At 60.5% G+C, this 24,592-nt stretch carries 31 protein-coding genes and 1 pseudogene; 21 read left to right on the top strand and 11 right to left on the bottom strand.

Annotated elements, in window-relative coordinates; translation table 11 throughout:
* The first annotated feature begins 110 nt into the window (after positions 1 to 110).
* From DGI_RS11000 to DGI_RS17990, 21 genes and pseudogenes are all read left to right on the top strand, one after another.
* Positions 111 to 299: a hypothetical protein gene (locus DGI_RS11000; protein ID WP_021761119.1), complete on the top strand. Its 189-nt coding sequence runs from the start codon at positions 111 to 113 to the stop codon at positions 297 to 299.
* 83 nt (positions 300 to 382) lie between these two features.
* Positions 383 to 1,141, top strand: coding sequence for a BRO-N domain-containing protein (locus tag DGI_RS11005; RefSeq protein ID WP_027193447.1), 759 nt, complete (start codon positions 383 to 385; stop codon positions 1,139 to 1,141).
* A 10-nt stretch (positions 1,142 to 1,151) separates the two neighbouring features.
* Complete coding sequence (locus tag DGI_RS11010; RefSeq protein ID WP_021761121.1) at positions 1,152 to 1,370, top strand: hypothetical protein; 219 nt, start codon at positions 1,152 to 1,154, stop codon at positions 1,368 to 1,370.
* Positions 1,371 to 1,421: 51 nt separating this feature from the next.
* Positions 1,422 to 1,571, top strand: a pseudogene (locus DGI_RS19255) (helix-turn-helix domain-containing protein); the annotation flags it as partial.
* A 91-nt stretch (positions 1,572 to 1,662) separates the two neighbouring features.
* The gene (locus tag DGI_RS19260) at positions 1,663 to 1,989 is read left to right on the top strand and encodes a hypothetical protein (protein ID WP_027193446.1); all 327 of its coding nucleotides are present in this window, start codon (positions 1,663 to 1,665) and stop codon (positions 1,987 to 1,989) included.
* Between the two features lie 32 nt (positions 1,990 to 2,021).
* Positions 2,022 to 2,624 (top strand): hypothetical protein, encoded by a 603-nt coding sequence (locus tag DGI_RS19265; protein ID WP_021761122.1) that lies wholly within the window; start codon positions 2,022 to 2,024, stop codon positions 2,622 to 2,624.
* On the top strand, positions 2,624 to 2,887 hold the full coding sequence (locus DGI_RS11025; protein WP_021761123.1) for a hypothetical protein: 264 nt from the start codon (positions 2,624 to 2,626) through the stop codon (positions 2,885 to 2,887). Before DGI_RS19265 ends, DGI_RS11025 begins: the two co-directional genes overlap by 1 nt.
* Complete coding sequence (locus DGI_RS17305) at positions 2,884 to 5,082, top strand: DDE-type integrase/transposase/recombinase (RefSeq protein WP_021761124.1); 2,199 nt, start codon at positions 2,884 to 2,886, stop codon at positions 5,080 to 5,082. Before DGI_RS11025 ends, DGI_RS17305 begins: the two co-directional genes overlap by 4 nt.
* A gap of 13 nt (positions 5,083 to 5,095) precedes the next feature.
* Complete coding sequence (locus DGI_RS11035; RefSeq protein WP_021761125.1) at positions 5,096 to 5,815, top strand: AAA family ATPase; 720 nt, start codon at positions 5,096 to 5,098, stop codon at positions 5,813 to 5,815.
* Complete coding sequence (locus DGI_RS11040; protein WP_027193445.1) at positions 5,802 to 6,419, top strand: hypothetical protein; 618 nt, start codon at positions 5,802 to 5,804, stop codon at positions 6,417 to 6,419. The genes DGI_RS11035 and DGI_RS11040 overlap by 14 nt, the downstream gene beginning before the upstream one ends.
* A gap of 9 nt (positions 6,420 to 6,428) precedes the next feature.
* Positions 6,429 to 7,046, top strand: coding sequence for a DUF3164 family protein (locus DGI_RS11045; protein WP_021761127.1), 618 nt, complete (start codon positions 6,429 to 6,431; stop codon positions 7,044 to 7,046).
* An 18-nt stretch (positions 7,047 to 7,064) separates the two neighbouring features.
* Positions 7,065 to 7,361: an HU family DNA-binding protein gene (locus tag DGI_RS11050; protein WP_021761128.1), complete on the top strand. Its 297-nt coding sequence runs from the start codon at positions 7,065 to 7,067 to the stop codon at positions 7,359 to 7,361.
* The gene (locus DGI_RS18795; RefSeq protein WP_021761129.1) at positions 7,354 to 7,515 is read left to right on the top strand and encodes a hypothetical protein; all 162 of its coding nucleotides are present in this window, start codon (positions 7,354 to 7,356) and stop codon (positions 7,513 to 7,515) included. Before DGI_RS11050 ends, DGI_RS18795 begins: the two co-directional genes overlap by 8 nt.
* Before the next feature lie 88 nt (positions 7,516 to 7,603).
* Positions 7,604 to 8,050 carry a regulatory protein GemA gene (locus tag DGI_RS11055; protein ID WP_027193443.1) on the top strand — a complete coding sequence of 149 codons (447 nt, stop codon included), beginning with the start codon at positions 7,604 to 7,606 and terminating at the stop codon, positions 8,048 to 8,050.
* Positions 8,043 to 8,360 carry a hypothetical protein gene (locus DGI_RS11060; protein ID WP_021761131.1) on the top strand — a complete coding sequence of 106 codons (318 nt, stop codon included), beginning with the start codon at positions 8,043 to 8,045 and terminating at the stop codon, positions 8,358 to 8,360. Before DGI_RS11055 ends, DGI_RS11060 begins: the two co-directional genes overlap by 8 nt.
* The gene (locus DGI_RS11065; protein ID WP_021761132.1) at positions 8,357 to 8,665 is read left to right on the top strand and encodes a Mor transcription activator family protein; all 309 of its coding nucleotides are present in this window, start codon (positions 8,357 to 8,359) and stop codon (positions 8,663 to 8,665) included. The genes DGI_RS11060 and DGI_RS11065 overlap by 4 nt, the downstream gene beginning before the upstream one ends.
* The gene (locus DGI_RS11070) at positions 8,665 to 9,474 is read left to right on the top strand and encodes a hypothetical protein (RefSeq protein ID WP_021761133.1); all 810 of its coding nucleotides are present in this window, start codon (positions 8,665 to 8,667) and stop codon (positions 9,472 to 9,474) included. The genes DGI_RS11065 and DGI_RS11070 overlap by 1 nt, the downstream gene beginning before the upstream one ends.
* Positions 9,471 to 11,795 (top strand): hypothetical protein, encoded by a 2,325-nt coding sequence (locus DGI_RS11075; RefSeq protein WP_021761134.1) that lies wholly within the window; start codon positions 9,471 to 9,473, stop codon positions 11,793 to 11,795. The genes DGI_RS11070 and DGI_RS11075 overlap by 4 nt, the downstream gene beginning before the upstream one ends.
* Complete coding sequence (locus DGI_RS11080; protein ID WP_021761135.1) at positions 11,792 to 12,034, top strand: hypothetical protein; 243 nt, start codon at positions 11,792 to 11,794, stop codon at positions 12,032 to 12,034. The genes DGI_RS11075 and DGI_RS11080 overlap by 4 nt, the downstream gene beginning before the upstream one ends.
* Positions 12,035 to 13,163: 1,129 nt before the next feature.
* Positions 13,164 to 13,676, top strand: a complete 513-nt coding sequence (locus tag DGI_RS17985) for a TIR domain-containing protein (protein WP_021761137.1) — start codon at positions 13,164 to 13,166, stop codon at positions 13,674 to 13,676.
* A complete protein-coding gene (locus tag DGI_RS17990; protein WP_021761139.1) occupies positions 13,660 to 14,232 on the top strand; it encodes a toll/interleukin-1 receptor domain-containing protein in 573 nt (190 codons plus the stop codon). Before DGI_RS17985 ends, DGI_RS17990 begins: the two co-directional genes overlap by 17 nt.
* Positions 14,233 to 14,620: 388 nt before the next feature.
* Here DGI_RS17990 and DGI_RS11085 read toward each other — a convergent pair whose 3' ends face one another.
* The 11 genes from DGI_RS11085 to DGI_RS11135 form a co-directional block, all read right to left on the bottom strand.
* Positions 14,621 to 15,547, bottom strand: a complete 927-nt coding sequence (locus DGI_RS11085) for a DMT family transporter (RefSeq protein WP_027193442.1) — start codon at positions 15,545 to 15,547, stop codon at positions 14,621 to 14,623.
* Positions 15,548 to 15,847: 300 nt separating this feature from the next.
* Positions 15,848 to 16,765, bottom strand: a complete 918-nt coding sequence (locus DGI_RS11090; protein ID WP_021761142.1) for a manganese-dependent inorganic pyrophosphatase — start codon at positions 16,763 to 16,765, stop codon at positions 15,848 to 15,850.
* Positions 16,766 to 16,857: 92 nt separating this feature from the next.
* Positions 16,858 to 17,580 (bottom strand): PTS sugar transporter subunit IIC, encoded by a 723-nt coding sequence (locus DGI_RS11095; protein ID WP_081697008.1) that lies wholly within the window; start codon positions 17,578 to 17,580, stop codon positions 16,858 to 16,860.
* 66 nt (positions 17,581 to 17,646) lie between these two features.
* Entirely contained in the window at positions 17,647 to 18,117 is a 471-nt protein-coding gene (locus DGI_RS11100) for a PTS sugar transporter subunit IIB (RefSeq protein WP_021761144.1), read from the bottom strand.
* Between the two features lie 13 nt (positions 18,118 to 18,130).
* Positions 18,131 to 18,580, bottom strand: a complete 450-nt coding sequence (locus DGI_RS11105; protein ID WP_021761145.1) for a PTS sugar transporter subunit IIA — start codon at positions 18,578 to 18,580, stop codon at positions 18,131 to 18,133.
* Between the two features lie 18 nt (positions 18,581 to 18,598).
* Entirely contained in the window at positions 18,599 to 19,540 is a 942-nt protein-coding gene (gene rapZ / locus DGI_RS11110; RefSeq protein ID WP_021761146.1) for an RNase adapter RapZ, read from the bottom strand.
* A complete protein-coding gene (locus tag DGI_RS11115; RefSeq protein WP_021761147.1) occupies positions 19,516 to 19,965 on the bottom strand; it encodes a PTS sugar transporter subunit IIA in 450 nt (149 codons plus the stop codon). Before DGI_RS11115 ends, rapZ begins: the two co-directional genes overlap by 25 nt.
* 18 nt (positions 19,966 to 19,983) lie before the next feature.
* Complete coding sequence (gene hpf, locus DGI_RS11120; protein WP_021761148.1) at positions 19,984 to 20,544, bottom strand: ribosome hibernation-promoting factor, HPF/YfiA family; 561 nt, start codon at positions 20,542 to 20,544, stop codon at positions 19,984 to 19,986.
* A gap of 57 nt (positions 20,545 to 20,601) precedes the next feature.
* Positions 20,602 to 22,029 (bottom strand): RNA polymerase factor sigma-54, encoded by a 1,428-nt coding sequence (gene rpoN / locus DGI_RS11125; RefSeq protein WP_021761149.1) that lies wholly within the window; start codon positions 22,027 to 22,029, stop codon positions 20,602 to 20,604.
* A gap of 189 nt (positions 22,030 to 22,218) precedes the next feature.
* Positions 22,219 to 22,788 (bottom strand): KdsC family phosphatase, encoded by a 570-nt coding sequence (locus DGI_RS11130; protein WP_021761150.1) that lies wholly within the window; start codon positions 22,786 to 22,788, stop codon positions 22,219 to 22,221.
* Positions 22,785 to 24,443: a CTP synthase gene (locus DGI_RS11135; RefSeq protein WP_021761151.1), complete on the bottom strand. Its 1,659-nt coding sequence runs from the start codon at positions 24,441 to 24,443 to the stop codon at positions 22,785 to 22,787. Before DGI_RS11135 ends, DGI_RS11130 begins: the two co-directional genes overlap by 4 nt.
* Between the last annotated feature and the right edge of the window lie 149 nt (positions 24,444 to 24,592).

Below are 24,592 nucleotides of genomic sequence, written 5' to 3' on the forward strand. Positions count from 1 at the left end.
ATTTTTCTATTGCCAATTTAATCTCTAGACTGTATTTCATTAGTCACGACATCGAATGTAGGCCGCAAGGCCTTAATGACAGCAAATAGCTTAAACTGCGGAGCCCCACAATGGAAAACACCGCCCCCACCGCCCAGCAGTCCGCAACCTCCCTCATCTTCTCGGGAATCTCTTTTGACGGTCTGGCCGCGTACACGCCCGCCGGTCCCGAAGGCGTCACCGTCACCACCATCCCCGCCCGCAGCCCCGCAGCCGTCCAGGCTGAAGACGCCGCCGCTCTGAAAGGGTTCATCCTCTAAGAGCCAGATTTAGGCCTGACACCTGTCAGGCCGGCCAAGCGGAGCAACACTCGGCACTATCCGGAACAACAAAGGAGCCCACCATGTCTTTCTTCTCCCGTTTCACCACCCCCAAGCCCCAGCCCGAACCCAACGCCACCCCCAACGCGGAACCCGTCGCCTCCTTGCAGTCCCTGTCCCCGGCCATCGCCGCGGGGCAGCCCCTGCTCCAGGGTCTGGGCGAAATCAAGTACCTGGAACGCGATGGCGAATTCTGGTTCACCGGCGACCAGCTCGGCCAGTTGCTCGGGTACTCGGATCCTCACAGAAACATTGCCAAGTTGCACAGCCGCCACGTTCAACAATTACAGGAGCATACTTCGGTGGTCAAATTGACCACCGAAGCAGGCACCCGCAATACCAGGGTTTTTTCTCAGGTTGGTGCGCTGTACCTGATCATGAAGTCCGACACGGAAAAAGCCAATGAAGTCAGCATGGTTTTCGCCCAGCTCCTCAAGCGGCTGTATGACGGCAAGCTGCAGGAACACATCGCCTCCCTGCAGGGCGAGATCGAGCTGTTGAAGGTGCAACACCGGGAGGACAAGGAAGCCGCCGTGCGCCTGGCCCTTGGCCTGCATCCCAGCCGTCGCAAGCACATCCTGCCCGCGGTGCGCTACCGGCGCATGGGCCTGAAGAACCGGGAGATCGGCAAGCTGCTGGACGAGCACGACCGTACCGTCGGTTCCGCCCTCTCCACCGCCCGCAAGTTGGGCCTGCTGGAGCCCGCCACCCGCCGTGCCCCGGTCATCCGCATGCCCAACCCCTCCCCCAAAACCTCGCGCCCCAGCGGCAAGGCTGCCTAGGAGCACGACCATGGCAACCATCATTGTCTGCGACCAAACCGATAACGCCTTCTGGCGGTTCCTGACCGATGCCTGCCGCCATGCTGCCAACGCGGAGCACACCAGCGCGATTTTTCGCAGCGATGTCGCTGCCCTGCGTCAGGAACTGGCCGAGCTGCGCCAGGAATTGCGGGCCAGTCGTGAAGCCAATCCCGCTGGGATTCACCCCTCTTCGACAGGGAGGCCCTAGATGCACAGCCAACACCCGGCCTCTGGTTTTGAAGGGCAATTCGCACGGCTCATGCAAGCGATTTCCGCCAGATATGCGGCTGATCTCGCCATCGCCTTAGGCATCACCCCGCAATCGGTCAGCAAAGCGCTCAGCCGCAAGACGATCCCTCCGGCCTGGTTCTTTGAAATCGCTCAAAAATTCAACGTGTCCGCTGATTGGTTGGCGTTTGGAATAGTCCCACCAATCCTCTGTTCCCGGCCCGACGACAACGCTGCTCCACTTCCACCAATCTTCCCCAAGGAGCCCCATCATGACCTTCGATCCCAAAGCCTTGCTTGGGTGGTGTCAGGAAAACCTCGGTATCCAGAATGCGCAGGAACTCTCCTTCGAGCTGCGGATCAACCCCAGCGTGGTCAACAAATTCATCAAGGGCGAACGGCCGGACTTCGGCGTCGCGCGCGCCCTGCTCAAACGCGGCTGCCCGCCGGAGCTGTTGCCCTCACTGCCGATGCACAAGCCCATACTTGGCTGCGTGAACTGCCCGCACAACCCCGCCAACGCCGATGTCTTGCAGGCCATGTCCGACGTCAAGCCCGCCAAAACCGCCAAACCCAAGCTCGCGCCCAAGGCGGCGTAGCGCCTCATCGTACCAACGCAAAAGGAGACGTTATGGAACCCCATGCCGACACCGCCCTGCCTGAACTGCCACCCTCCGAGGCCGTGCTCATCGCGTCCACAGAAGTGGACATGGACGGCCGTCCCCTGCGGGTCATGACCCTGGACTGTCTGGCCGACGCCCTGGAGCTGCATGACAGGCACGATCCGCGCGCCTGGTTCGAGTTCCGCTGCCGGCAGTTCGGGTTTGCCTGCGGCCGGGACTGGATCGACAGCAGCCCGGACGATCCCCTCATCGGGCTCTCCATGGCCAAGGTGCTGGCGGTGCTGGAGCGCAAAAGCCCGCGCGGCATGCTGGTGCATCAGGCCATCATCGCCCATGAACAGCGGCTGTGGGCCTTGCAGCGCATGAGTCTGGTCACGGAATTCGACCCGGACTGCGGCGCGGGTGGGTTCTGCCTGGGGACGGTGCCGAACTACATCGCCGATGTCGTTGCTGACCAGCCCGACCAGCCCGACCGGCCCGACCAGGCCCCGGAAGACGGCAGCACCACCCTGCGCGTCACCGTCCGGCTGCATCCCCTCACGGATCCTACCGACGCCCCCGGCTCGCTCTCCACCGCGTCCTCCACCTCCACCACGCAGGACGCGGCCTGATGAAGCCGGGCCTGCGCCAATACGCCTCCATCCTGACGTCGTCTTCGGCGGCGTCAGGATGGCTGGCCCTGCATGAGGCAGAGGATGTGCCGCCCCCTGCGCGCACCTGGCCGTGCCGCTGCTGTGGCGTGCACTCCGCCAACCGGTTGCATTGCCCGGATTGCCTGTCCCGCCTGACGCGGCGCGGCGGCCTGGATGCGAGCCTGGAGGCCGTGCACGATGGCGGCGATACTCTCTTGGACGACATGGAGGTGGCGCTATGAGCATCCTGGCAACCCAGCTCGCCCACGTGCTCTCCCTCTCGCCCCGCGCCCTGGAACGCCGGGCCGTGGCCGAAGGCTGGCCGGCCCTGTCCATCAAGCCCTTGCGCTTCGCCCTGGCGGAACTCCCGGAGACCGTCCGGGCAGCCGTCCGCCAGGCCCAAGCCCAGGGACTGCACCTGGAAACGCCCTTGGCTCTGCCCGGCATGCAGACGTCCTCCCTGGCCATCCGGCAGCAGGACGTGCCGGCGGAACTGCCCGTCAGCGAGCGCAGCAAGCGCAAGGCCCTGGACCGGCATCGCCTGGGCGAGGCGTTTCAGGAAGCCTTGGACAACGCCCCGCGAGGCGACAAGGCCCAAGCCGCCAAGGCCTTTGTGCTGGCCTACAATTCTGGGGTGGTGTTCCCGGAAATCCATGCCCGCGTGGGCCGTGTCAGCGAGGCGTCCTTGCGGTTGTGGTCCAAAACCTACCGCCGCAGCGAGGGCGACTACCTCGCCTTCTGCCCGACGCCACGTCAGATCGGGCTCTCTCTTTCCATGGAATATCGGGAGGTCATCTTGCGGTGCTGGCTGCACCCCTCGCGGCCAAGCATCCGCCTGGCGTGGCGCGCCGCCTGCACCGCCCTTGGGATTAAGGATGCCCAACATACCAAGGACGCCCAGGAGTCCAAAGACGCCGAGAAAGCGGCGTTGAGCTACGACGTTTGCTACCGCTTCATCAAGCGCTTCGAGGAGCGCAATTACGACCTGGTCTTGCTCGCACGCTTTGGCGAAAAAGCCTTGAAGGACAAGGCCCTGCCTTACATCACCCGCGACGATTCCGTCTTGCGCGTCGGGGATGTCGTGGTGGCCGACGGCCATGTCCTCAACTTCACGGTGCGCCACCCGCGCACCGGCAAGCCGGCACGCCTCATGCTGGTCATGATGTACGACTGGGCCAGCCGTTATCCCGTGGGCTGGCAGATCATGCCCACGGAATCCACCATTGCCGTGGCCGGCGCCCTGCGCATGGCCTGCCAGACCCTGGGCCGGCCCCCCTTGCACCTGCTCCTGGACAACGGCAAGGCCTTCAAGGCCAAGGTGTTCACCCGCACCAGCCCGGACTTCCAGGACTTTGCCGGGCTCTTCGGCCGCCTTGGGATCCTGGTGCATTTCGCGGCCCCATACAACGCCCGCGCCAAGGTCATTGAACGCTTCTTCTGGACGCTGCAAACCCAGTTCGAGCCCCTGGTGCCGTCCTACTGCGGCAGCTCCATCGAGGCAAAGCCGGCCCACCTCATGCGCAATGAAGAGTTTCACCGGCGTTGGCACGAGGCCCGCACCAACAATTGGGTGCCCACCGTGCGCGAGGCCGCCCACATGCTGGACGCCTACATCCAATGGTACGCCCGCACGCCCCATGACGGCCTGGACGGCATGACCCCCCTGGAAGTCTTTGAAGCCGGCCTCCCGGAACCCACGCCGGACATGGCCTGGCTGGACCGCGAATTCCTCTGGCGCGAAGAGCGCACGCCCGCCAACTGCCGCGTCCAGCTCTATGGCGTGGACTACGAAAGCGATGCCCTCATGGGCATCAAGGTCCCGGTCACTGTCTACTACAACACCGCAGACATGACCCGCGTGGAGATTGCCTTGGATGGCCGCAGCCTGGGCGAAGCCCTGCCCGTGCAGGCCGTGCATCCCCTGGTGGCCATGCTGGAAGACGGCGACGCCGCCTTGTCCGATCTCAAGGAGGCACTGGCCCGGCAACGCGGCATGGCCAAAAAGGCAAAAGCCGACCTGGCCGAGGCCCTGGGCGAAACAGGCCGGGATCTGGCTGAGGTGCTGGACTGGAAGCCAACCATGGCCGTTGCCGCAGTCAAGCCCAAGGCCCTGCCTGCCGGCCAGGTAGCAGCCCAGCCCATCCCGGCCACCTCTCCCGAGGAAACCGCGCGCCTGCGCAGCCTGGCCGTCGCGGCCCAGCAGGACCAGCAGAGCCGGGCAGAACCGGCCAGCGACCGGCCAGCGTTCTTTGTTTCCGATCTCGCCCGATATGAATGGATTTTCCGCGCCCAGGCTGCAGGCAAGGCCGTCTCAGCCGATGACGCGGCCTGGCGCGCTGAATTCGAACAATCCAACGCCTTCAACCCGTACCGCCAGCGCTTCGCGGATCTGGCCCAAGTCCTCGCCCGCAAGGACAAGCAGCGTGCGGCAGCCTAGGAGAATCATCCCGATGAATCACGCAGTGTTTGTTGAAACAGCCAACCACGTAAAATTGTTGGAAGCCATGACCATCCTGCAGGACGCTGCCCAGGGCATGCCCGGCCTGGGCCTCGTGTGGGGCAGGGCCGGCCGCGGCAAGACCGAGAGTTGCCGGACCTACGCCGTGCGCTCCGGAGCCAAATACCTGCGAGTCATGGAAGGCTGGAGCCCGGCTGCCATGTGTCGCGCCCTGGCCGCGCTCTTGGTGCCTGCTGCGGAACCGCGGACCATTGAGCAAAGCAAGCGGCTGATTCTCGCCGCCTTGGACGCCCGGCGCGCCGTGGTCATTATGGATGAAGCGGACCGCCTGCGCCACATCTCCCTCATAGAGCACTTGCGCGACATCCACGACATCACCGGCGCGCCGGTTGTCCTGGTGGGAGAGGAAGCCCTCTTCGGCATGATCAACGCCCGCCGCCGCATCTGGTCCCGTGTCACGCAATGCGTGGAATTCGGCCCCATCACCCCGGAAGACGTGACGGTCTACGGCGGCAAGGCCGCCGGCCTGGACGTGGCCGACGTCGCCCACACCTTGTGCGAGCGTGCCGGCGGGGACTTCCGTCTGGTGTGCCGGGACATGCTGGCCCTGGAACGTCTGGGAAAGGCGTCCGGCGTCCAGACAATCACCCCGGCCATGATCGCGGCGCTGCCATCCCTGCAACCCTCTGGAGGCCTCCATGGGCGTGCGTAACGAGATCATCCAGGCCGTGGCCGCCTTTCTTGGGGCAATGGGCAAGTCCTCCATCAAGCAGGTGCGCGAGGAATTGCGCTTGACGGAAGACCAGGCCAAGGACGCCGTGCACGCACTGGTGGAGCGCGGGCGCGTCGTGAAAACCGGCCGTGGCGTGTACGCGTGGCAGGCATCCTCCGGGGTGTCCGGATCCGTGGCCGCCCGTGTCTGGCATGCCATGCTCATCAATACGCCGGCCTGGACTCTGGACGATATCGCCCGCCAGGCCGGCACCACTATCAACTACGTCCGGCGCTGCCTGGTCTACTGGCGCAAGGCCGGCCTGGTGGAGCAGTACGGGCAGCGCAGCTTGCCCGAAGGCGGCCGGATCAAGCTCTTCCGCACCACGGCCAAGGCCAAGGACTATCCCAACCCCAGCGTGGATACGCCCTGGGCGCCTGACGCACTCACCGTGCAGGCCGTCGAACTGATCCGCCTGCTGGCCACCGGCCAGGCCGCCCGCATTCCCAAGGACTGCGCCCGTGCCCAGGCTCTGTGCGAGGTCATTGCCCAGGAACTGCGGCAAATGAACACCCAACATGCGGCCGCCCAGTGCGGCAGATAAGGAGCATCTATGACCACTGCTGTTGATGTCCCACCTGGATACATGCGGGACGCCCTCGGCCGCCTGGTTCCGGAAAGTATCGTGTCCGACAAGGACAAGATGGAAGACGAGCTGGTCCGCGAGCTGGTTTCCAAGGCGTTGGCTGTCCAGGAATCGATCAAGGAATTCCGCAGCTACGCCTTCCAGAACGTGGACGCCTTCATCGCCCTGGTTGCGGACAAATTCGGCGCCACCATCGGCGGTCGAAAGGGCAATGCACAGCTCGACACCTTTGATCGGGAGCTTCGGATTCAGGTGCAGGTTTCTGAACGCGTGGCCTTTGGCGAAGAAATCGAGGCTGCCAGAGCACTCATTGAAGAGTGCCTGCAGGACTGGACCAAGGGCAGCCCCGACGAGTTGAAGGCGCTCATCCAGGACGCCTTTCAGAAGGACAAGGCCGGCGCCCTGAACGCCGTGCGCATCCTTTCCTTGCGCAACCTGGACATCAAGGAACCGCGCTGGATCAAGGCCATGCAGGCCATCAACGAGGCGCTGCAGGTCTCCAGTTCCAAGCGACTGATCAGGCTCTACAGGCGCAATGCCGAGGGCAGGTACGATCCCGTCACCCTCGACATGAGCTCGCTCTAAAAACAGGAGGATAGCACCATGACATTCCAAGACTTTACAGCCCGCATCGTTGGCCGGCTCAGGCAAAGCGGCGAGACGCTGCACATCAGCAAGTCGGCAGTGGAAGCAACGCTCAAGGCTATGGCCGCGGAAACCGCCGCCGTCCTGGCCGAAGGCGGCCGCGTGCAGCTCCCCGGCCTGGGTGTGTTTGAAACTCAGGCCCGCGCCGCCCGCCAGGGCCGCAACCCCCGGACCGGCGAAGCCATCGCCATCCCTGCCCGCAAGGCCGCAACCTTCACCCCGGGCAAGGCCCTCAAGGAGACCATCAATGCCTGATGATCCCATTATCCGCAGTCTCGAAGAACTGGCCGAGCTGGAGAACGTCTGGGCCGATGCCATGGACGACGGCGTGCCTGGTGCCGCGACTGTGCTGGACCTCATCCTGTGGCTGACGGACCCAGGCCTCGATCCGCCCATGCCCGAATCTTAAAAAAAGAAGAGGGGCGCTTACGCAGGCCCATCTGCGTAAGCGCCCCAGCACCAGGAGAAACACACGTCCAACCATCCCGGGAGTAGCTATGGCACAGGTAAAAAATCGACGCCAGGTGGAAACACTTCCCCCAAAAGACCCGCGCCGCACCGCACTCCTCAAAAAAGTGCATGTGCTCAAGCGCCAGCAAGGCATGGATGACGCCGCGTGGCGGACCATGCTCGCCGAAAATTTTCAGGTCTCCAGTTCGGGGGACCTGCCCGTAGAAAAATTGGTGGCGCTCGCCAATCACCTGGGCGGCGTGCTGCCGGCGCAACAGCCTGCACGCCGTGCGTCCGGGGCTCAATCCAGGGCCACGCAACGGCAAATCAACTATATCCGCAAGTTGTGGAGTGAGTTTGCGAGAAGCAAAGACGTGGGGTCCCTGGAAGTGTGGCTGAACCGATTTCACAAGGTCGCCCGGCTGGAATGGCTGCCGCGCGAGACGGCAAGCAAGGTCATCGCAATACTGGAGCGCGAGACGGGGCATGCATGATGACATCCTGGCACGGATTCGCACCCGCCATGGCACGGTGCATCGTTTCTGCCTGGCCGCCGGCATTGGGCGAAGCACGGTCTACCAGGTGCTCGCCGGACGCTATGCAGGCAACACCGCGCGTCAGCTCCGGCGTATTGAAGCGGCGCTGGCAAACCAGATGGAGGCGGGGCGCATGGCGCAGGTTGCCGAGGCCATTCAAGCCGTGGCCTGCGCCCGCTGCGCCGCCGGTCCCATGCGGCGATGCGACGCCTGCCGGGAGCTCTTCCTTGCCCAGGCTCAGGCCGTGCTGGAGGTGATGGCCCAATGACGAAACTGGACGGGATTTACGGAGAGCTGGCCGCCGTGGTGGGCGAGGAAAACGCACTCAAGATCGCCACGGTCTTCGGCGGACAGTACATTTACTTCCACAAGCTGGACCGGATCGAACGCGCGGCCCGCAATGAGGCAATCGTACGTGAGTTTACCGGCTCAAACCATCGCGCGCTCGCCGAAAAGTACAACCTGTCCACCCAGCGCATCCGGGCAATCGTCGCCAGCACAAAAAAGACAACACCTGCACAATCTGAAGAAAAACAAAATCCTATGCGCCAGGGCAACCTGCTGGAGTTGTAATGCCTGAAACCACCCACCTCCTTATCGACGTGAGCACCGCCGCGGCAGATACAAAACTCATCACCATGGAACAGGATCCAGAGTCAGAAGCCTGCATCCGTGTCTTCGCCGCCTGCCAGTATGCACTGATGTCATCCTGCCGCGGAACCATTCGGAAAATAGGCCGTGATCTCAGGTTTAATCACGCCGAATATCTGACATTTACCATGAGTGACGCAGCCAGCCTGCAATACGTCCCTGCAGATCAATCCATAGCCTGCACCTGGATTGGCGTTGATCATGGGCAAATATGGACGCTGGCCGGCAGCGATATCACGCTGTCACAGAGCGTAGTTGGTGTGCTGCTGGTGGAATATGCCGTGTCGTATGACCGCTGGCAACTGCCTGTTTCCGCACTGGCCTTGCCCCGCATCGCTGTGGTGGCGTCCTGCCGGGATGCACTGGCGTCCCTGGGAATCGATCCTGAATCCAAGAGCACAACGGCAACGACCAGCACTCTCGCAACATCCAGTGCATCTTCGGCATACATGGTATCCGACGGCAGCAACCCTGCCGAGGACCTCACATTGAATGATGCCGCTGCCGAAGCCACCGTCTATCTGCATCTATCCGTCATCAACAAATGTACCCAGACACCCATTGCCAACGCATATGTGCAGACGTCCCTGGGAAACGGCTACACGGATGCCCAAGGCTATGCGATGTTTGGCCCGGGACGGCGGGGTCAGCGTGTCACATTGCGCATCACCTCCCCTGAATCCACCCCCAGCTATGAAGACGTCCTGCATAATGACTGGGTGACGTTATGAACGACAAATACGTGGATATCTACGTCTGCTGCGCCAATAGCACCCAACGGGGCTCCCTACGGCAACGTGTGTGTGACGATGCGCCCAGGGTGCAGCGACAGGGGGATGTGCTGACCATCCAGGCGCAGCCGGCCGGCTCGGGCCGCCCTGGCGATGTGTATGTCACCGTCGCAACCCGCCCGCGTCAGGCCACACAGTATTGCGACCTCGCTGACCCACGATTGACCGTCGGCCAAGCAGCACAGGCAGTTTACGGCAGTGATGATATCGCGCCCCTCCCATATGCAGTGGTGCAGTTCAACAATCCGGATGACTGCCGCTGGCGCGGGTCCCGTGCGATCAAGCACGGCTACGATGCTGCCGCCGGGCCGCTGGGCATCCAGGTTGGCGTCAGTTCCCAACCCTCCATGCAGGGTGGAGACGCAGAGAGCGAGCAACTCATCCCCGGAGCCGGTGCCCTGATCCGTTCCGATCTCCAGAATGTGTGCGTGGCGCCGGGCGAATGGATCGAACCTGCCATGACCATGTTCGACGGCATCGAGTATGCCATGCACACCGGCGAAGGCACACATTTTGCCACGGCATGTCTCGCCGGTGGCAGAGTGCTGGACGTGCTGGGAAAGCATGGCAGTCAGGACGTGCAATACCTCGTGGCAGTGATCGGCCCGGCAGGTGCCATCCTGCAAAAATGCATGTGCACCCCCAGTGATTACGCGGAGTGGGCCATTGGCGATTGGGTTATTGTCGCCATCGGCCTCGACGACTGCGATGATCAAGCCATGACGCCGGTAGACATATATAATGATGGGACAGGCTCCACAACGCGGGTTGATCTGACAGGAGGCATCATCCTGCCCCTGGCCGCAGGTGCATACATCGCTGAATCCACGCCGTATCAACCATGGCCAGTGCCTCGCGTCACACGGCACCCCATGGGAGACGTGCTGGCGTTGTGCCTGCGCACGGGCACAATCGCCGCTGTCAACCGAAACGGCACCATGGATATTGAGATGCCCTGGGGCATGGCCTACGACGTCCCTGCGCATTACCACTGCCCGGAGGCTGCCACCGTGGCCGGGGGCCACACGGCCTTCCAACCAGGCGACGCCGTTATTGTAGCCTCCACCCGCGCGCAGGAAGTGGCGCATGTCGTTTTCGGATTTGCCGATGGCGCTCCCCGGCCATGTTCCGAGTATATTGTCATATCAACAGGCATCCCCAATCATGGAGGGCGGGAGTTCTACTTAGTCTGGGATGCCGTGGCCGGTCGGCCGGCTGCCGATTTACCTGATGGTAATGGAGGAGTGCTCCCGCCCAGCGTCTTTCCCTGCACCCGGGATGTCATCTTGCCCTGGCTGGAGCAGAGCCGCTCCGTATCTGTTGAGGATCAGATGGACAACCTGCACGCGGCAGAGCGCCTGGGCTGGCAGGAGACCGCCTCAGGACGCGTGGATGCATGGCCCTCGGCAGGACGCATGTGCGCCGACTTGGCTTGCGATCCCCCACACGAGTGCCCTTGGTACAACGCATATGTAGACGGTGAACGACTGGGCGGACACTGCGGATATTGTCATGACGAAATACAACAACCCAATGCAGTCAGCGGATACGACACCGCCTCCATGGACCGCCAAGTGACCCATCAATTCATAAATGAGGAAGGACACATCCATGTGCTGCAATACTGGCATGAGGAACATCCGTTTATCCAGAACGAGAGGGAATCATCATTATCCAGGCCTCCCTACTCGGTGCGGTGCGTCTGGGCTGAGTTCGAAAGCGTGATCCAGGCGTCCCGAACATATTCGGCACGCCGTGAGGTGTTTTTCGCAACGGACCTCTCGGACAATTTGGTGCTGTTTGAAGAAGAAATAACAGACCGCGTCACATTTCCAGGGGTTGGCTTCCGGCCAGACTGCGAATGGACGGAAAAAACAACCGTCCGCAAGCCTGCCGCGCCGCAGGGAGATGAGGATGTCCGGGAATGGACCTGGAATGATCGTACGGTGACCGTCAATGGCTTCGGCCTGCGCACGCACCGATCATGGTTGTTCGCATACGTCATGGTATCAAGGCGATGGTGGGTGGAGCCCTACGTGAATAGTGAAGCAAAGCACGTACACCCAGGCTTCGACATTGTCGTGGCCGCGGGCAGCGGCAGTGTGTTGGACGATCCATTGACTGTCTCGCCATTCAGTTTGCCAACAGATGCGGCACTGGAAATGGCGTTGACTGCATTGGTGCAGGCTGCGTTTGACGATGCCGAGTTCACCACTGCCATCCACACCGAAAATGCATTCCGATGGGAGGTCCGGTCATGAAACAGCTGTCGCCGGAGTTATTCAACAGCAAGGACAAAGGACAGTTGACCGGCACAGTTGCCGGTTTCGTCGGAGATCGTGCCCTGCTCAAAGTCGGTTCAACCACGCTGACGGTGCGGATCACTGGTGCCCGGCCTGCCCTGGGCGCAAAAGTGGTAGCCATGGCCACGCCTGCAGGGTATATCTGCGTCGGTTCGGTCGGCGCGGCAACCCAACCGAAAAAAATTTTTATAGACTAGGCGTTCGCTTTTTATAAAAATGACCACAAAATGAGGCCAATTTGGCCTCATTTTTATAAAAATGGTTTTTTGGCGAAAAAAATTTTATTCCCACGATATGACTGAACTTTCCCCCCTCTCCCCCAGATTCCCTTTTTATAATTCTCGCTGCAAAGCCGTAGACGCACCCACTCCCGATTCCAGCTTCCGGTTTTTGAGTGCCAGGCACTTCTTGCGCGATGGCAGCAAGGAGGCGCGGGCCTGCCTTGGCCGCCGTGTCTGCCACATGGTGCCATGCGCGCGGGAATCGGTACGGGAAAACTCCCGGCGAATCAGGAAGATGTGCGAGGCAATGAAAAATGTGGCGTCAACTACGCCCAGACGATGATTTTTCCCTTGCAGAACCCCGCCACCTTATGGCTTATTGGGGCCAGCGACGGCGACGGCGACGGAGGCGGCAGGGGGCTGGCTGCCAACACCGATCCCGGCACCTCCCCTCGCGCAGGCCGTGGCCTCCCAGCCTCGCTCCTCGCTCGCTTGGGGCGTGGGCACGAGCAAAGACATCGAAAGTGGCATTATTCACATTCAGGATTGGCTATACCAGAGCCCCAAAAAATAAATACCCCGCGTTGCTAGGCAAATATCCAAATACAAACGCATGACCAATCACGCGTCATTACAGAGGGAGGCCTCATGCAACAGAATGGCATACTAACAATAGACTCAACTAACATTCAGACTCATCTATCAATTCTGCAAGGCATTATCAGCAGACTCGCTGGAAATAGTGCCCTGTGCAAGACACTGTGCATAACTCTCACTGCTGCAGTGGTTGCGATTGCCGTAACCAGTGAAAACACCACTAGTGTCCTATTAATCGCTGTTTTTGTAACGTTATTATTTTGCGCTTTAGATGTTTTTTACTTATCCCTTGAAAGGGAATATAGGAATATGTACAACAATTCTGTCGAAAAACTCCATGATAACACATTCTCGAAAGACGAATTATTTGTCGCAAAGAGGTCCAACCGAGGCTTATCGGCCGCTAATTGCTGGGATGCGTTGAAATCATGGTCAATTAGCTTTTTTTATCTTGGTATAATTATCTCAATATTTTTCGTATGTTGTATAGCCCAATAAGGAAAACAAGGTGGCAAGACGCGTATTCTTCAGTTTTCATTACCAGAATGACATTTGGCGTGTTGCTCAAATACGTAACTGTTGGGTCACTAAAGAAAGAACAGCTGCTGGATTTTGGGATGCAGCAGAATGGGAGAGTATCAAGCGCCGCGGCGACGAGGCAATTAAATCATGGATCAATTCGCAATTATTCAACACATCTGTAACTATTGTTTTAATAGGAGAAGAGACATTTAAAAGAAAATTCGTTCGATATGAAATCTTGCAGAGCCACGCGAGGGGCAATGGATTGCTTGGAATTTTTATTCACAACCTGAAAGATCGCCTTGGAAACACTTCACCAAAAGGCGCCAACCCCTTCTCTGTGCTAACTGCGCATCACAACGGAAGAAATGCTAATTTGTCTGATATCTATCCCGTCTATGATTGGGTGATTAACAACGGTCAAGCCAACCTTGCAGCATGGATCGAAAATGCTGCATCAAAAGCAGGGAGAGGCACTCTACATGGTATTCATTACTGAGCACGATTTGAGGCTAGCCAAAACTGAACACCATAAAAGCTTTTTTGTGAAAAAAATCTATGCTCATAGGCGAGACCCTGATACTAATATTTTTTTATCACATAGTCATCACGACAAGGATCTAGCGTTAGGCATCAAATATGTCCTAGAAAAACTCGACTACACTATATATATTGACTGGCTTGACAGCAACTTATCTCCAGTCACCGACATCACAACAGCAAAAGCATTAAAACAGAAAGTAAATGAATCAGACCTTGTTCTTTTGCTTGCGACAAATAACGCTTTGAAATCTCGCTGGGTGCCTTGGGAAATTGGATTAGCCGATGGGCTAAAATCTCCCGACAGAATTGCAATCATACCTGTCGCTGACAGCACTGGTGTTCACACAAAAAACGAATATCTACAACTATATCAATCATTCGAATACAATTCAAAAGAAGAGCTTATAGTGAAGTCCTCGATACAGACTGCCAAGAAATCAGATGGAATTATTCTTGAGTCGTCATCTAAAGCAGACATTCTCGTCAAAGACTTCCTTAAGAAACGTCATTAGAGCCCATTGAATTGTATCGTTTTGCATTCTTGCATTGGCAAAAATCACTTTTGAGACCTGTGAGTGATTCACATAACATGGATTATGACGAGTATCTCATTTGCCCACTTCAATCGTGTCCGCTATGTGTCCGCTCTCATATTTCCCCCCTGCGCAACCTCTTGAAATCATGCGCAGCGCGGCACGGCATGCACAAAACGAATGTGCGGCGGAGTGACGGGGAATGCTCGGAATGTCAGAGGGTTAAGCGTTATTTTTTTGTTTGTTGTGGATTGGGTGCCATGCAAGAGGTCATAGAGATAATTCCCGCCAGCGCAACTATCGCATGACGGTTTCAGTGGGATAGCCAATCAATCGCCATCCCCCCGGAGAAAGTGGCGGGGCGCCATCAGGCCTTGCGCCAGCGCCGCGCAAGCAGCTTCAGCTGGCCCGTGGTGATGGCCGCGCCGAAGATGGCCACCAGCCCCCCCAGGATGGACAACTGGCCTGGCAATTCCCCCAGCCACACCAGCCCCACGGCCATGGCAATGAAGGGCTGGCTGAACTGCGTGCTGGAGATCCATCCCACCTGCCCCTTGGAAAGCGCGTAGTTCCACAGCACATAGCCCAGGGCCGCGGGGCAGACGCCCAGGTAAATCACGCTCCAGAACCCTTGCGGCGAGGCCTTGGCCACGGCGTCGCCCAGGCCGGGCAGACTCAGGCACAGGAATATCGTCCCGGCCCACATGGTATAGATGGTGTACGCCAGGCTGCCATAGCGGGCCAGCCGCTCCTTGATGGCCACGAAGTACACGCTCTCGGCCACGGCAGCCACCAGCACCAGCAGCGCGCCGCGGTCGAAGGTCAGCCCGCCGCCCTCGCCGAGTGCGATGATCGTCACCCCCAGGATGCTCACCACCAGCCCCAGGATGGCCCGGCGCGTGAGGGCTTCCTTCAGAAACAGCGCCGCAAGCAGGGTGGAACAGACCGGGATGGCCCCGATGAGGAAGGCCGCCGACGCCCCGGTGACGGTCTTTTCCCCTTCGTTTAGCAGCATGTGGTAGACGAAAAATCCCACAAACCCGTGCAGAAAGATGCCCGGCAGGTCCCGGAGACGCGGCGGCGGGAAGAAACCGTTGCGCAGGCGGTGGACGATGACCATGGGCACCAGACAGGCCGAGGCCGTCAGAAAACGCAGGCAGGCGAGGTGGCCCGGGGAAAAGTCCGGCAACGCTGCGCGAATGGCCACAAACGCCGAGGACCAGAACAGCAGCGCCACGCACAGCGCCGCCACGGCCACCGGAGGAAACGAAGAGGGAGTGGATTTGACGTTCATGACTGCTGCCTGTGATCCCTTTGCCCGGCGCTGTCAAGACGGAACAGGTCCGCCTATTCGCCCTGCCGGCCAGATCGGTATTGATTTGTGCACACCCCAGTGCCGCGGCGCCAGACTGACCATGCGCCGCCGGCAGCCATCCGCGTCAACAGGAACGCCCGCACGGTGCATCGCCAGCGCAGGTGTGGCGCGAATCGGGAAAAAGTCGAGCGATTTTGGCAAAAAAACCCCGCCCGGACACATGGTCCGGACGGGGCGCATGGGCTGCATCTCCCCCCGCTGCACGGGGAGACGGCAGACTTAGGCGAAAGCCTTCTCGAAAGGAGGCACCACGTCCTTCTTACGGGAGAGCACGCCGGCCAGCCAGAGTTCCTTGTCGGCCTTGGTGCCGAAAGCCTTCTCGACCACGGTGGCGTCGTCGGTGGCGATGAGCATCAGAGAGCCTTCCTTGATGATGTCCGTGAGGAGCAGGAAGACGCTGTGGTTGCCCTTTTCGGCCTTGATCTTGATGATTTCTTCAGCCAGGCCGGCGCGGTGGGCGTCCAGGATGGCCAGGTCCACCACTTCCAGCTGGCCGATGCCAACTTTCTTGCCGCTCATGTCGAAGTCTTTGTAGTCGCGGAAGACCAATTCGCGGGCAGGCACGCCGTCCACGGCGGACTTGACCTTGAACATTTCCATGCCCAGGGCCTGCAGGTCGGTGGCGCCACAGATGGCGGCCAGTTCTTCACAGGCCTTCTTGTCAGCGTCGGTGCAGGTGGGGGACTTGAAGATCACGGTGTCGGACAGGATGGCGCACAGCAGAGCGCCGGCGATGTTGGCAGGCACTTCGACCTTGAAGAAGTCGTACATGGCCTTGACAATGGTGCCGGTGCAGCCCACGGGCCAGACCCACATTTCCAGGGGGGCGGGGGTGGTCAGGCTGCCGAGCTTGTGGTGGTCCACCACGCCCAGCACTTCCGCCTTGGCGATGTCGTCGGGCAGCTGGGTCAGGTCGGTGGTGTCCACCACGATGACCTTCTGGCCAGCCACGGACTCCACCACTTCAGGAGCGGTGAGGCCGAACTTGCCGAGCACGAATTCGGTTTCGGGATTCAGCTTGCCGAGGGCCACAGGCTTGGCAGCCACGCCCAACTTGCTCTTGAGATCCGCAACGGCGATGGCGCTGACGACGGTGTCGGTATCCGGGCTCTTGTGGCCGAAAACGAGAACAGACATGTCTCTCCTCCTCACAGGTTGTTGGCATGCATCGACGCAAGGCAACGGATGTTGCACAAACGTCCAGTGATTTCAACGTGGTACAGATTAACTCACATGGAGTTCGTTCCAATTATCACAAACCAAAGCGCCTGACAACCGCCTTCTCCGCACTGAAAGAGCCTCCAGAGCGTAAACACGGCCACCAGCGTCATTAAAACAGCGTACGCGCGTTTGTTGCGCAGGGAAAGCGCCCCGCCCAGTGCGGCAGCAAGCCAGCAATGTCCCCATGTTACGGTAATATTCATGTCCCGGCACAGGGTTGGGAGGTTCAGCCAGCGCAGGAGCAGGCCAAGGCCAAGAAATGTGACAAAACACACAATCAAATTGAGGACAAACATTCTGCTCACGGCTTTCCAGATCACCGCGCCGGGGGAGGCCGCATCTGCGCCGGCCATGGCAAGGGAGGCATCGCCTTCCATCGTGGCCCACCGCAGCATGCGGTCATAGTCCGCATCCAGGGCGGTGCGACGCCGGGCTTCCAGCCGGGCGCCCAGCCGGGCTGCCGGCAAGGACACCGCCAGAGCCAGGGGCAATTCCGCCGGGGCAGGCATGGAAAAATAGGAGAGCAGCCCCAGGCACAGAATGGTGGAGAAGGCGTTGTTCGGGGGGATGTGGGTGCCGGCGGGGATGGAATCCAGCCAGAACAGCTCAAAAAAGATGCCCACGCCCAGGGCGGCTGTCATATCGCCGAAAAACAGGCCCCAGAGAAAGGCGATGCACAGAGGCCGTTCCAGGATACCCAGATTGATGGTGAAGCGGCCCAGACCTGTCAGGGCAAAAAAAAACTTGCCGTCAACGCGGCCAGAGGCAGGGGCATGAGGGCAAGATCCATGGCGCGTTCACCAGATGGGCTTGAGGGTGACGGGCTCCGTGGGCAGGCAACGGAAATCCAACTCCACGCCGTGCCCTGCCAGCCAGGCCAGGCAGCCGGACTCTTCTTCGGAAACAGCCACATGGGCCAACAGCTGACGCTTGCCCGGAGCATAATGCAGGTTGCCGATGTTCACAATCCTGCAGCGGAAGCCGTGCTCCACGGCGGCGCGGGCATCCATGCAGGAGTTGAACAGGACCAGGGTATTGGTCACCTCGTAATTGCGGGCCAGACGGGTCATGGTGGCGGGCAGATCGGCCACCGTGACGAACAAGGTTTCGATGGCGTGGGGGATGGCCAGGGTCATGATTTCCTGCTGCAGCACATCGCCGGCCACGGCATCGTTGCACACCACCAGCACTTCGCAATCGGTATGCGGCAACCATGTTTCGATCACCTGGCCATGCACCAGGCGGTTGTCCACACGCACCCAGAACATGGCGGCTCCCTTTTTAACTTCCTTTGACGCGGCTGCGCAAGAGTTCGCCCGCCACGACAATGCCCTGCCCGCCTGCCTTTTTGGCTTCCACGGCCAGTTGCTCCGGCCCCAGATGCCGTGCGCCAAGGGCCTTGAGGAGCATGGGCAGGTTCACGCCGGTCACCACTTCCAGGTCGCACAGGGGTGGTTCCTGCCCCAGGAGGGAGAGGCTCAGGTTGGTGGGAGTGCCGCCGAACATATCCGTCACCAGCAGCACGCCGGGACCTTCGTTGCAGCGAACCACGGCTTCCTTGAGGCGCTCCACAATGGCGTCCACGCTCTGGGTGTTGTCCACGCACAAGGCGGCGCAGCCGGTTTGCGGGCCGAGGATGAATTCCGCCGCATGCAGCAGGTGCGCGCCGTAGTCGGCATGGGTCACCACCACCACGCCGGTGCGGGGCTGGGCTTGGGAGTCCTGAGTCATGCGTTCCCCTGATGTTGGTTAGCCCAGCGCGATGTGCCGGTGCTCAATAGAAACCGGATAGCCGGCAGCCTTGAGCGTGGCGTACAGGGCTTCCGTGACCGCCACGGAACGATGCCGGCCACCGGTGCACCCGATGGCAATGGCAATGCGGTACCGGCCTTCCGCGTCATAGAGCGGCATCAGGTACAGCACAAATTCCTTGAGCCGGTGGAGGAAGGTTTTCCCGGGATCCGTGGCGAGCACATAGTCCACGATGGCGGGGTCCTTTCCTGTCAACGGGCGCAATTCCTCCACAAAATACGGGTTGGGGAGGAAGCGCAGGTCGAACATCAAGTCGGCCTCCGAGGGCGGGCCGTATTTGAAGCCAAAGGTGATGAGGTGGATGGTCAGGGCCTTGCCGTTCTGGTCCAGCGCGCCCCACTTGTCCTTGATGACGCGCCGCAGATCGTGCACGGAATGGTCGGAGGTGTCCACCACCAGGTCGGCCAGGGTACGCAGGGGCTGCAGGGCTTCGACTTCTGTTTCGATGGCCTGTTCCAGGCCCATGCCGCAGGTTTCTTCCCCGGTGCAGAGCAGTTGCAGCACGGGGTGCGGCCGCCGGGTGGCGGCGTAGCGCCGCATGAGCACCGGGGTGCGGGCTTCCAGAAAGAGGACCTGGGGGCTGGCCCCCAGGCCCTTCATTTCTTCCATCACCGCCATCCAGGCATTGGCGATGCTTTCCTTGCTCTCAACATTGCGCACATCCACGCCCAGGGCCAGGCCGCGGAACTGCCGGCGGGTTTCGCCGATGAAGAGTCCGGCCAGCTTGGGCGCCAGGCTGGGCGGGATGCCGTCCACGGTAAAAAACCGCAGATCTTCAAACACGCCCAGGGCGGTGGATTTGCCAGCTCCCGACAGGCCACAGACAATGACCAGGGGGAACGTGGCGGACGACGCTATGTTCTCGCAAGCAGTTTCCACAGACTCTCCTTATCCGGCGTGCTCAGAAAATCGCGCCGGAAGGCTTCATCCTTGAGCAGGCGGGAGATGTGAGCCAGAATGCGCAAATGCATGCCGGCCACCTGCTCCGGTGCAAGGACCAGAAAGAAGATGGTGCAGCGTTTGAGATCCAGGGCCTCGAAGTCCACGCCATCCTTACTGCGGCCCACCACCAACACAATCTTGTCCAGTTCCGCCAGCTTGCCGTGCGGAATGGCAATGCCGTCGCCAATGCCGGTGGTGCCCAGATATTCGCGCTCCAGCAGCACCTGCAGGGCTTTTTTGACGTCGAATCCGGGCAGCACATCTGCCACCGGGGTGATGAGCTCCTGCAACACAGCCGGCTTGGCGGTTGCGTGCAGGTCGGGCAGCACCAGCCGCGGGTCGAGGTATTCCTCCAGTTTCATACCGCTGCTCTAATCTCCCTACAGGCCAGGATCAATGAGGCCGAAGTCGCCGTTTCTGCGCCGGTAGAGCACATTCACGCGGCTGGTATCCGAATCCTGGAACACGAGGAACTGTTCCTGGGCATTTTCCAGCTGTTCGGCAGCTTCGTCGATGCTCATGGGCTTGGGCTCAAAGTGGTCCGAGTCCACAATGCTGCGCTCGCGACCGCCGGAGGGCGTGGCGCTGAACTGGAACACTTCCGTGCGCACGGTGCGGCCGCTGGCAGAAACGTCCCCACCCTTGCGCTTGTCCTTGCTCTTTTCGCGGTGCTTGCGCATCTGGGCGTCGAGCTTGTCCAGGATGAGGTCCACGGTCTGGTACATGTCTTCGCTGGACTCGGAGGCGGAGAGGTGCAGGCCATCGCCCACGAGCTTCACTTCGGCCATGTGACGCTGTTTTTCCACGCTCAGGGCGACTTGCAGCTCCGCAGTGGCGTCGGTGCGCTCAAGGTATTTGGTGAGCTTCTCAAAGCGACGATGCGCATACTGCTTGAGGTGCTCGGACGGCTCAAAGTTCTTGAACGTAAAGGTAATTTGCATAGGCGCTCCCGGTCGGTGCGCCGCCGCGCCGCTATAAGCGTCGGGCGGGGTTTAGGATCAGAACATTTCCCGTCGCTTGGACGAGGAAGGGATGTCCAGGGCCATACGGTACTTGGCCACTGTACGGCGGGCGATGTTTACATGCAACGTCTCTTTGAGGATTTCTGCAATGCGCTCGTCGGAAAGGGGCGCCTTGACATCCTCGGCACTGATGTGCCGCTTGATGAGGGCCTTGACGCTCTCCGAACCCACCTGGGTGCCATCGTCCAGTTCCAGAGCGCTGTTGAAGAAAAATTTCAACTCAAAGGTGCCGTGGGGGGTGGCCATGTATTTGCTGGTGGTAATGCGGGAGACCGTGGATTCATGCATGCCGATATCTTCAGCAATATCCTTGAGAATCAACGGTTTAAGCTGCGTAACACCGTGTTCAAAGAACTCCCGCTGGTATTTGACCACGCTCTCCGCCACCTTGAAGAGCGTACGCTGACGCTGGTAGAGACTTTTCATCAGCCACTGGGCGGAACGCATTTTTTCCTGCAGGTAATCACGTTCCTTTTCGCTTCTGGAGGGCAGCTCCCCATAGGCTGTGGACAGCTCCAACCGGGGCAGGCCTTCCTCGTTGAGCAGCACCACCCACTCGTCGCCGAGCTTGTAGACAAAGACATCCGGGCTGACGTAGCTGGGCTCGCCCGATCCGAAGCTCGCGCCGGGCATGGGATCCAGCCCCTGGATAACCTCCAGGTACTCTCGCAATTCTTCCAGGGAAATCTTGAATTTGCGCGCAAGAGGCTTGTAGCGCTTTTTTTCCAGATCTTCCAGATGCTCCCGGACCAGCCCCACGAGGATGGGGTCCGTATCCATTTTGTACAATTCCAGCTGCAGCAACAGGCATTCCTGCGGCGTGCGGGCTGCCACGCCCACAGGGTCCAGGCGCTGCACCTTGTACAGCACGGCCTCCACCTCGTCCACGGTGGCGCTGGTCATGGCGGCCAGCTCCTCGGCGGTGGCCTGAAGATAGCCGGAGGACCCGAGATTGCCGATAATGGCATCCCCTATCTCCAGCTCCCGCGGCGTGGCGCAGGAGAGCCGCAACTGCCATTCCAGGTGCCCTTCCAGGCTGTGGCTGGAGGTGAGACGAGCCTCAAACGAGAGGCCGTCCTCGGGAATTTCCGTTTCGCGCGGGTTCATCTGGCGCGTGGTGGAGGCGAAGTCGCCGATGTAATCTTCCCAATCCGCACTCTTGAGCATGTCCCGTTCGGTGACGGCGTCACGCTCCTGGCCCACGGGGGCGGCATCCTGACAGGCCTGCTCCGGCGTGGCTTCCTGGGCTGATTCTTCCAGAAACGGATTTTCCAACAGCTCCTGCTGGACGGTCTCCAGCAGCTCTATTCTGGAAAGCTGCAACAGCTTGATGGCTTGCTGCAACTGGGGGGTCATCACCAGTTGCTGGCTCAGCTTGAGGGATTGTCTGAGTTCCAGGGCCATGTTTCAGCTGCGCTCCATGAGCAAAGAATCACAAGATTGACAAGACAGCGGCTGCAACCTGCATCCTAACGTCTTGGACGGTTTAAGTAATGCCACAGAAGCACGACCCTTGCAATAGATGGTGGGATGGCGGAACATATCCAGACATGTCAAGGGGGAAGCGCGAGGATGCGCGGGCCGGCAGGGAGGTTATCGCTCCTTATGAATAAAGCTTGCCACGGCCTTGTCCAGCCGGCCCTGGGCCTGGAGGATAAACCGGATGGCTTCCCGTGCTGCGCCGCGGCCGCCGGGTCGCCGGCCAATCCACAGCGCCTGGCGCAGACATTCCGGCTGGGCGTCGGCCACAGCCATGGGCAGGCCCACGCGCTGCATCACGGCCAGGTCTACCCAGTCGTCTCCCAGGTAGGCCGCCTGCGGCCAGTCCAGCCCGTAGCGGTCCAGGGCCAGTTGCAGGGCTTCCACCTTGTGGCGATGGCCGGGATAGTATTCCTCCACCCCCAGCTCGTGCACCCGCCGGGCCACCACCGGAGAATCCAGCCCGCTGATGACGGCGATATGCAGCCCCTGGGCCTGGGCGGCCTTCATGCCCAGGCCGTCCTGGGCGTGGAAAGCCTTGCCCACGGGACCAGCCTCCTCGTACAGCAGCCGGCCGTCGGTCAGCACGCCGTCCACATCCAGCACCAGCAGCCGCACATGCCTCGCCGCGCCCAGGGCTCGGGCGCGGCGGATGGCGGGATTGCCGTGGAGAACGGGCCTCATGCCTTGCCCGTTGCCGCGGTCTTGGCGGCCTGGGCAGCCTTGGCGGCCTTGATGAATTCCCGGAACAGCGGATGCGGCCGCATGGGACCGGACTGGAATTCCGGATGGAACTGGCAGCCCAGAAACCAGGGATGGTCCGGCAGTTCCACAATTTCCACCAGTTGCTTGTCCGGGGAGAGGCCGGAGAACACCAGGCCCATTTCCTCGCACATTTCCTTGTAGGTCTGATTGAATTCGTAGCGATGGCGGTGGCGTTCCTGGATTTCGTCCTTGCCGTAGGCCGCATGCGCCTTGGTGTCCGACGCCAGCACGCAAGGGTATGCGCCCAGGCGCATGGTGCCGCCCAGGTCCGTATCCTTGCCGCGCACCTCCACCTTCTGGGTGCGGTAGTCGAACCATTCCTTCATCAGGTAAATGACCGGATGCTGCGTGAGGGGATTGAACTCCTGGGAGTCTGCATCCAGCTTGAGCACGTTGCGGGCAAATTCGATGACCGCGCACTGCATCCCCAGGCAGATGCCAAAAAAGGGCACGTTGTTTTCCCGGGCGTACTGGATGGCCCTAATTTTCCCGGCAATGCCCCGATTGCCGAAGCCGCCGGGCACGAGGATGCCGTCCAGCCCGGCCAGGGCACCGGCCACGGTCTTGTCCGTCACCTCTTCGGAGTTCACGTACACCAGATTCACAGCCACTTCGTTGGCAATGCCGCCGTGAACCAGCGCCTCGTGCAGGCTCTTGTAGGCTTCTTTCAAATCCACATACTTGCCCACAATGCCAATGGATACCTTGCCCGTGGGGTGGACCAGCTTCTGCGTGATCTGCTTCCAGGCGCTCAGGTCCGGATTCTTGGCCGGCAGCTTGAGCAGAATGGCCACCTTCTGATCCAGCCCTTCTTCGTACAACTTGAGGGGCACTTCGTAGATGTTCTTGACGTCCACGGCGGTGAACACGGCGTCCGCATCCACGTTGCAGAACAGGGCAATCTTGGTCTTGAGCTCCGCCGGAATGGCCTGCTCGCAGCGGCACAGGATGATATCCGGCATGATGCCGATGGACCGCAGTTCCTTCACGCTGTGCTGGGTGGGCTTGGTCTTCAGTTCGCCGGCGGTCTTGATGTACGGCACCAGGGTCAGATGGATGTACAGCACCTGCTCTTTGCCCAGGTCCCCGCGCAGCTGACGGATGGCCTCCAGAAACGGCAGGCCCTCAATGTCCCCCACGGTGCCGCCGATCTCCACAATCACCACGTCCATGTCGTCGGTGGCCAGATTCAGGATGGACTGCTTGATCTCGTCCGTGATGTGCGGAATCACCTGCACGGTGCCGCCCAGGTAGTCCCCGCGGCGCTCCTTGGTGATGACGCTGTGGTAGATGGAGCCAGAGGTGTAATTATTTTTCTGGCTCAGGGGCACGTTGAGATAGCGCTCGTAGTGGCCCAGATCCAGGTCAGTCTCGGCGCCGTCATCCGTGACGTAGACCTCGCCATGCTGGAAGGGGTTCATGGTCCCGGGGTCCACGTTGATGTACGGGTCCAGCTTCTGGATGGTGACTTTGAGGCCGCGCGCAATGAGCAGCGCCCCCAAAGAGGCCGCGGCCAGGCCCTTGCCCAGGGAGGACAACACCCCGCCGGTGACAAAGATAAATTTTGTTTTCAATGGCTTGCCGCCACGGTAATAACCGCTGGTCTTCATCGCGGAATCTCCAATCAGGTCAAAGTGAATTAAGGACATGCCGCGAAACAGCCTGCGCCAGACGGCTCATGCTGGAAGGCGCTGCACGCGGGAGCAAAACTGGCGCTTGAAAT

It is taken from the genome of Megalodesulfovibrio gigas DSM 1382 = ATCC 19364 (assembly GCF_000468495.1).
Lineage (GTDB): Bacteria > Desulfobacterota > Desulfovibrionia > Desulfovibrionales > Desulfovibrionaceae > Megalodesulfovibrio > Megalodesulfovibrio gigas.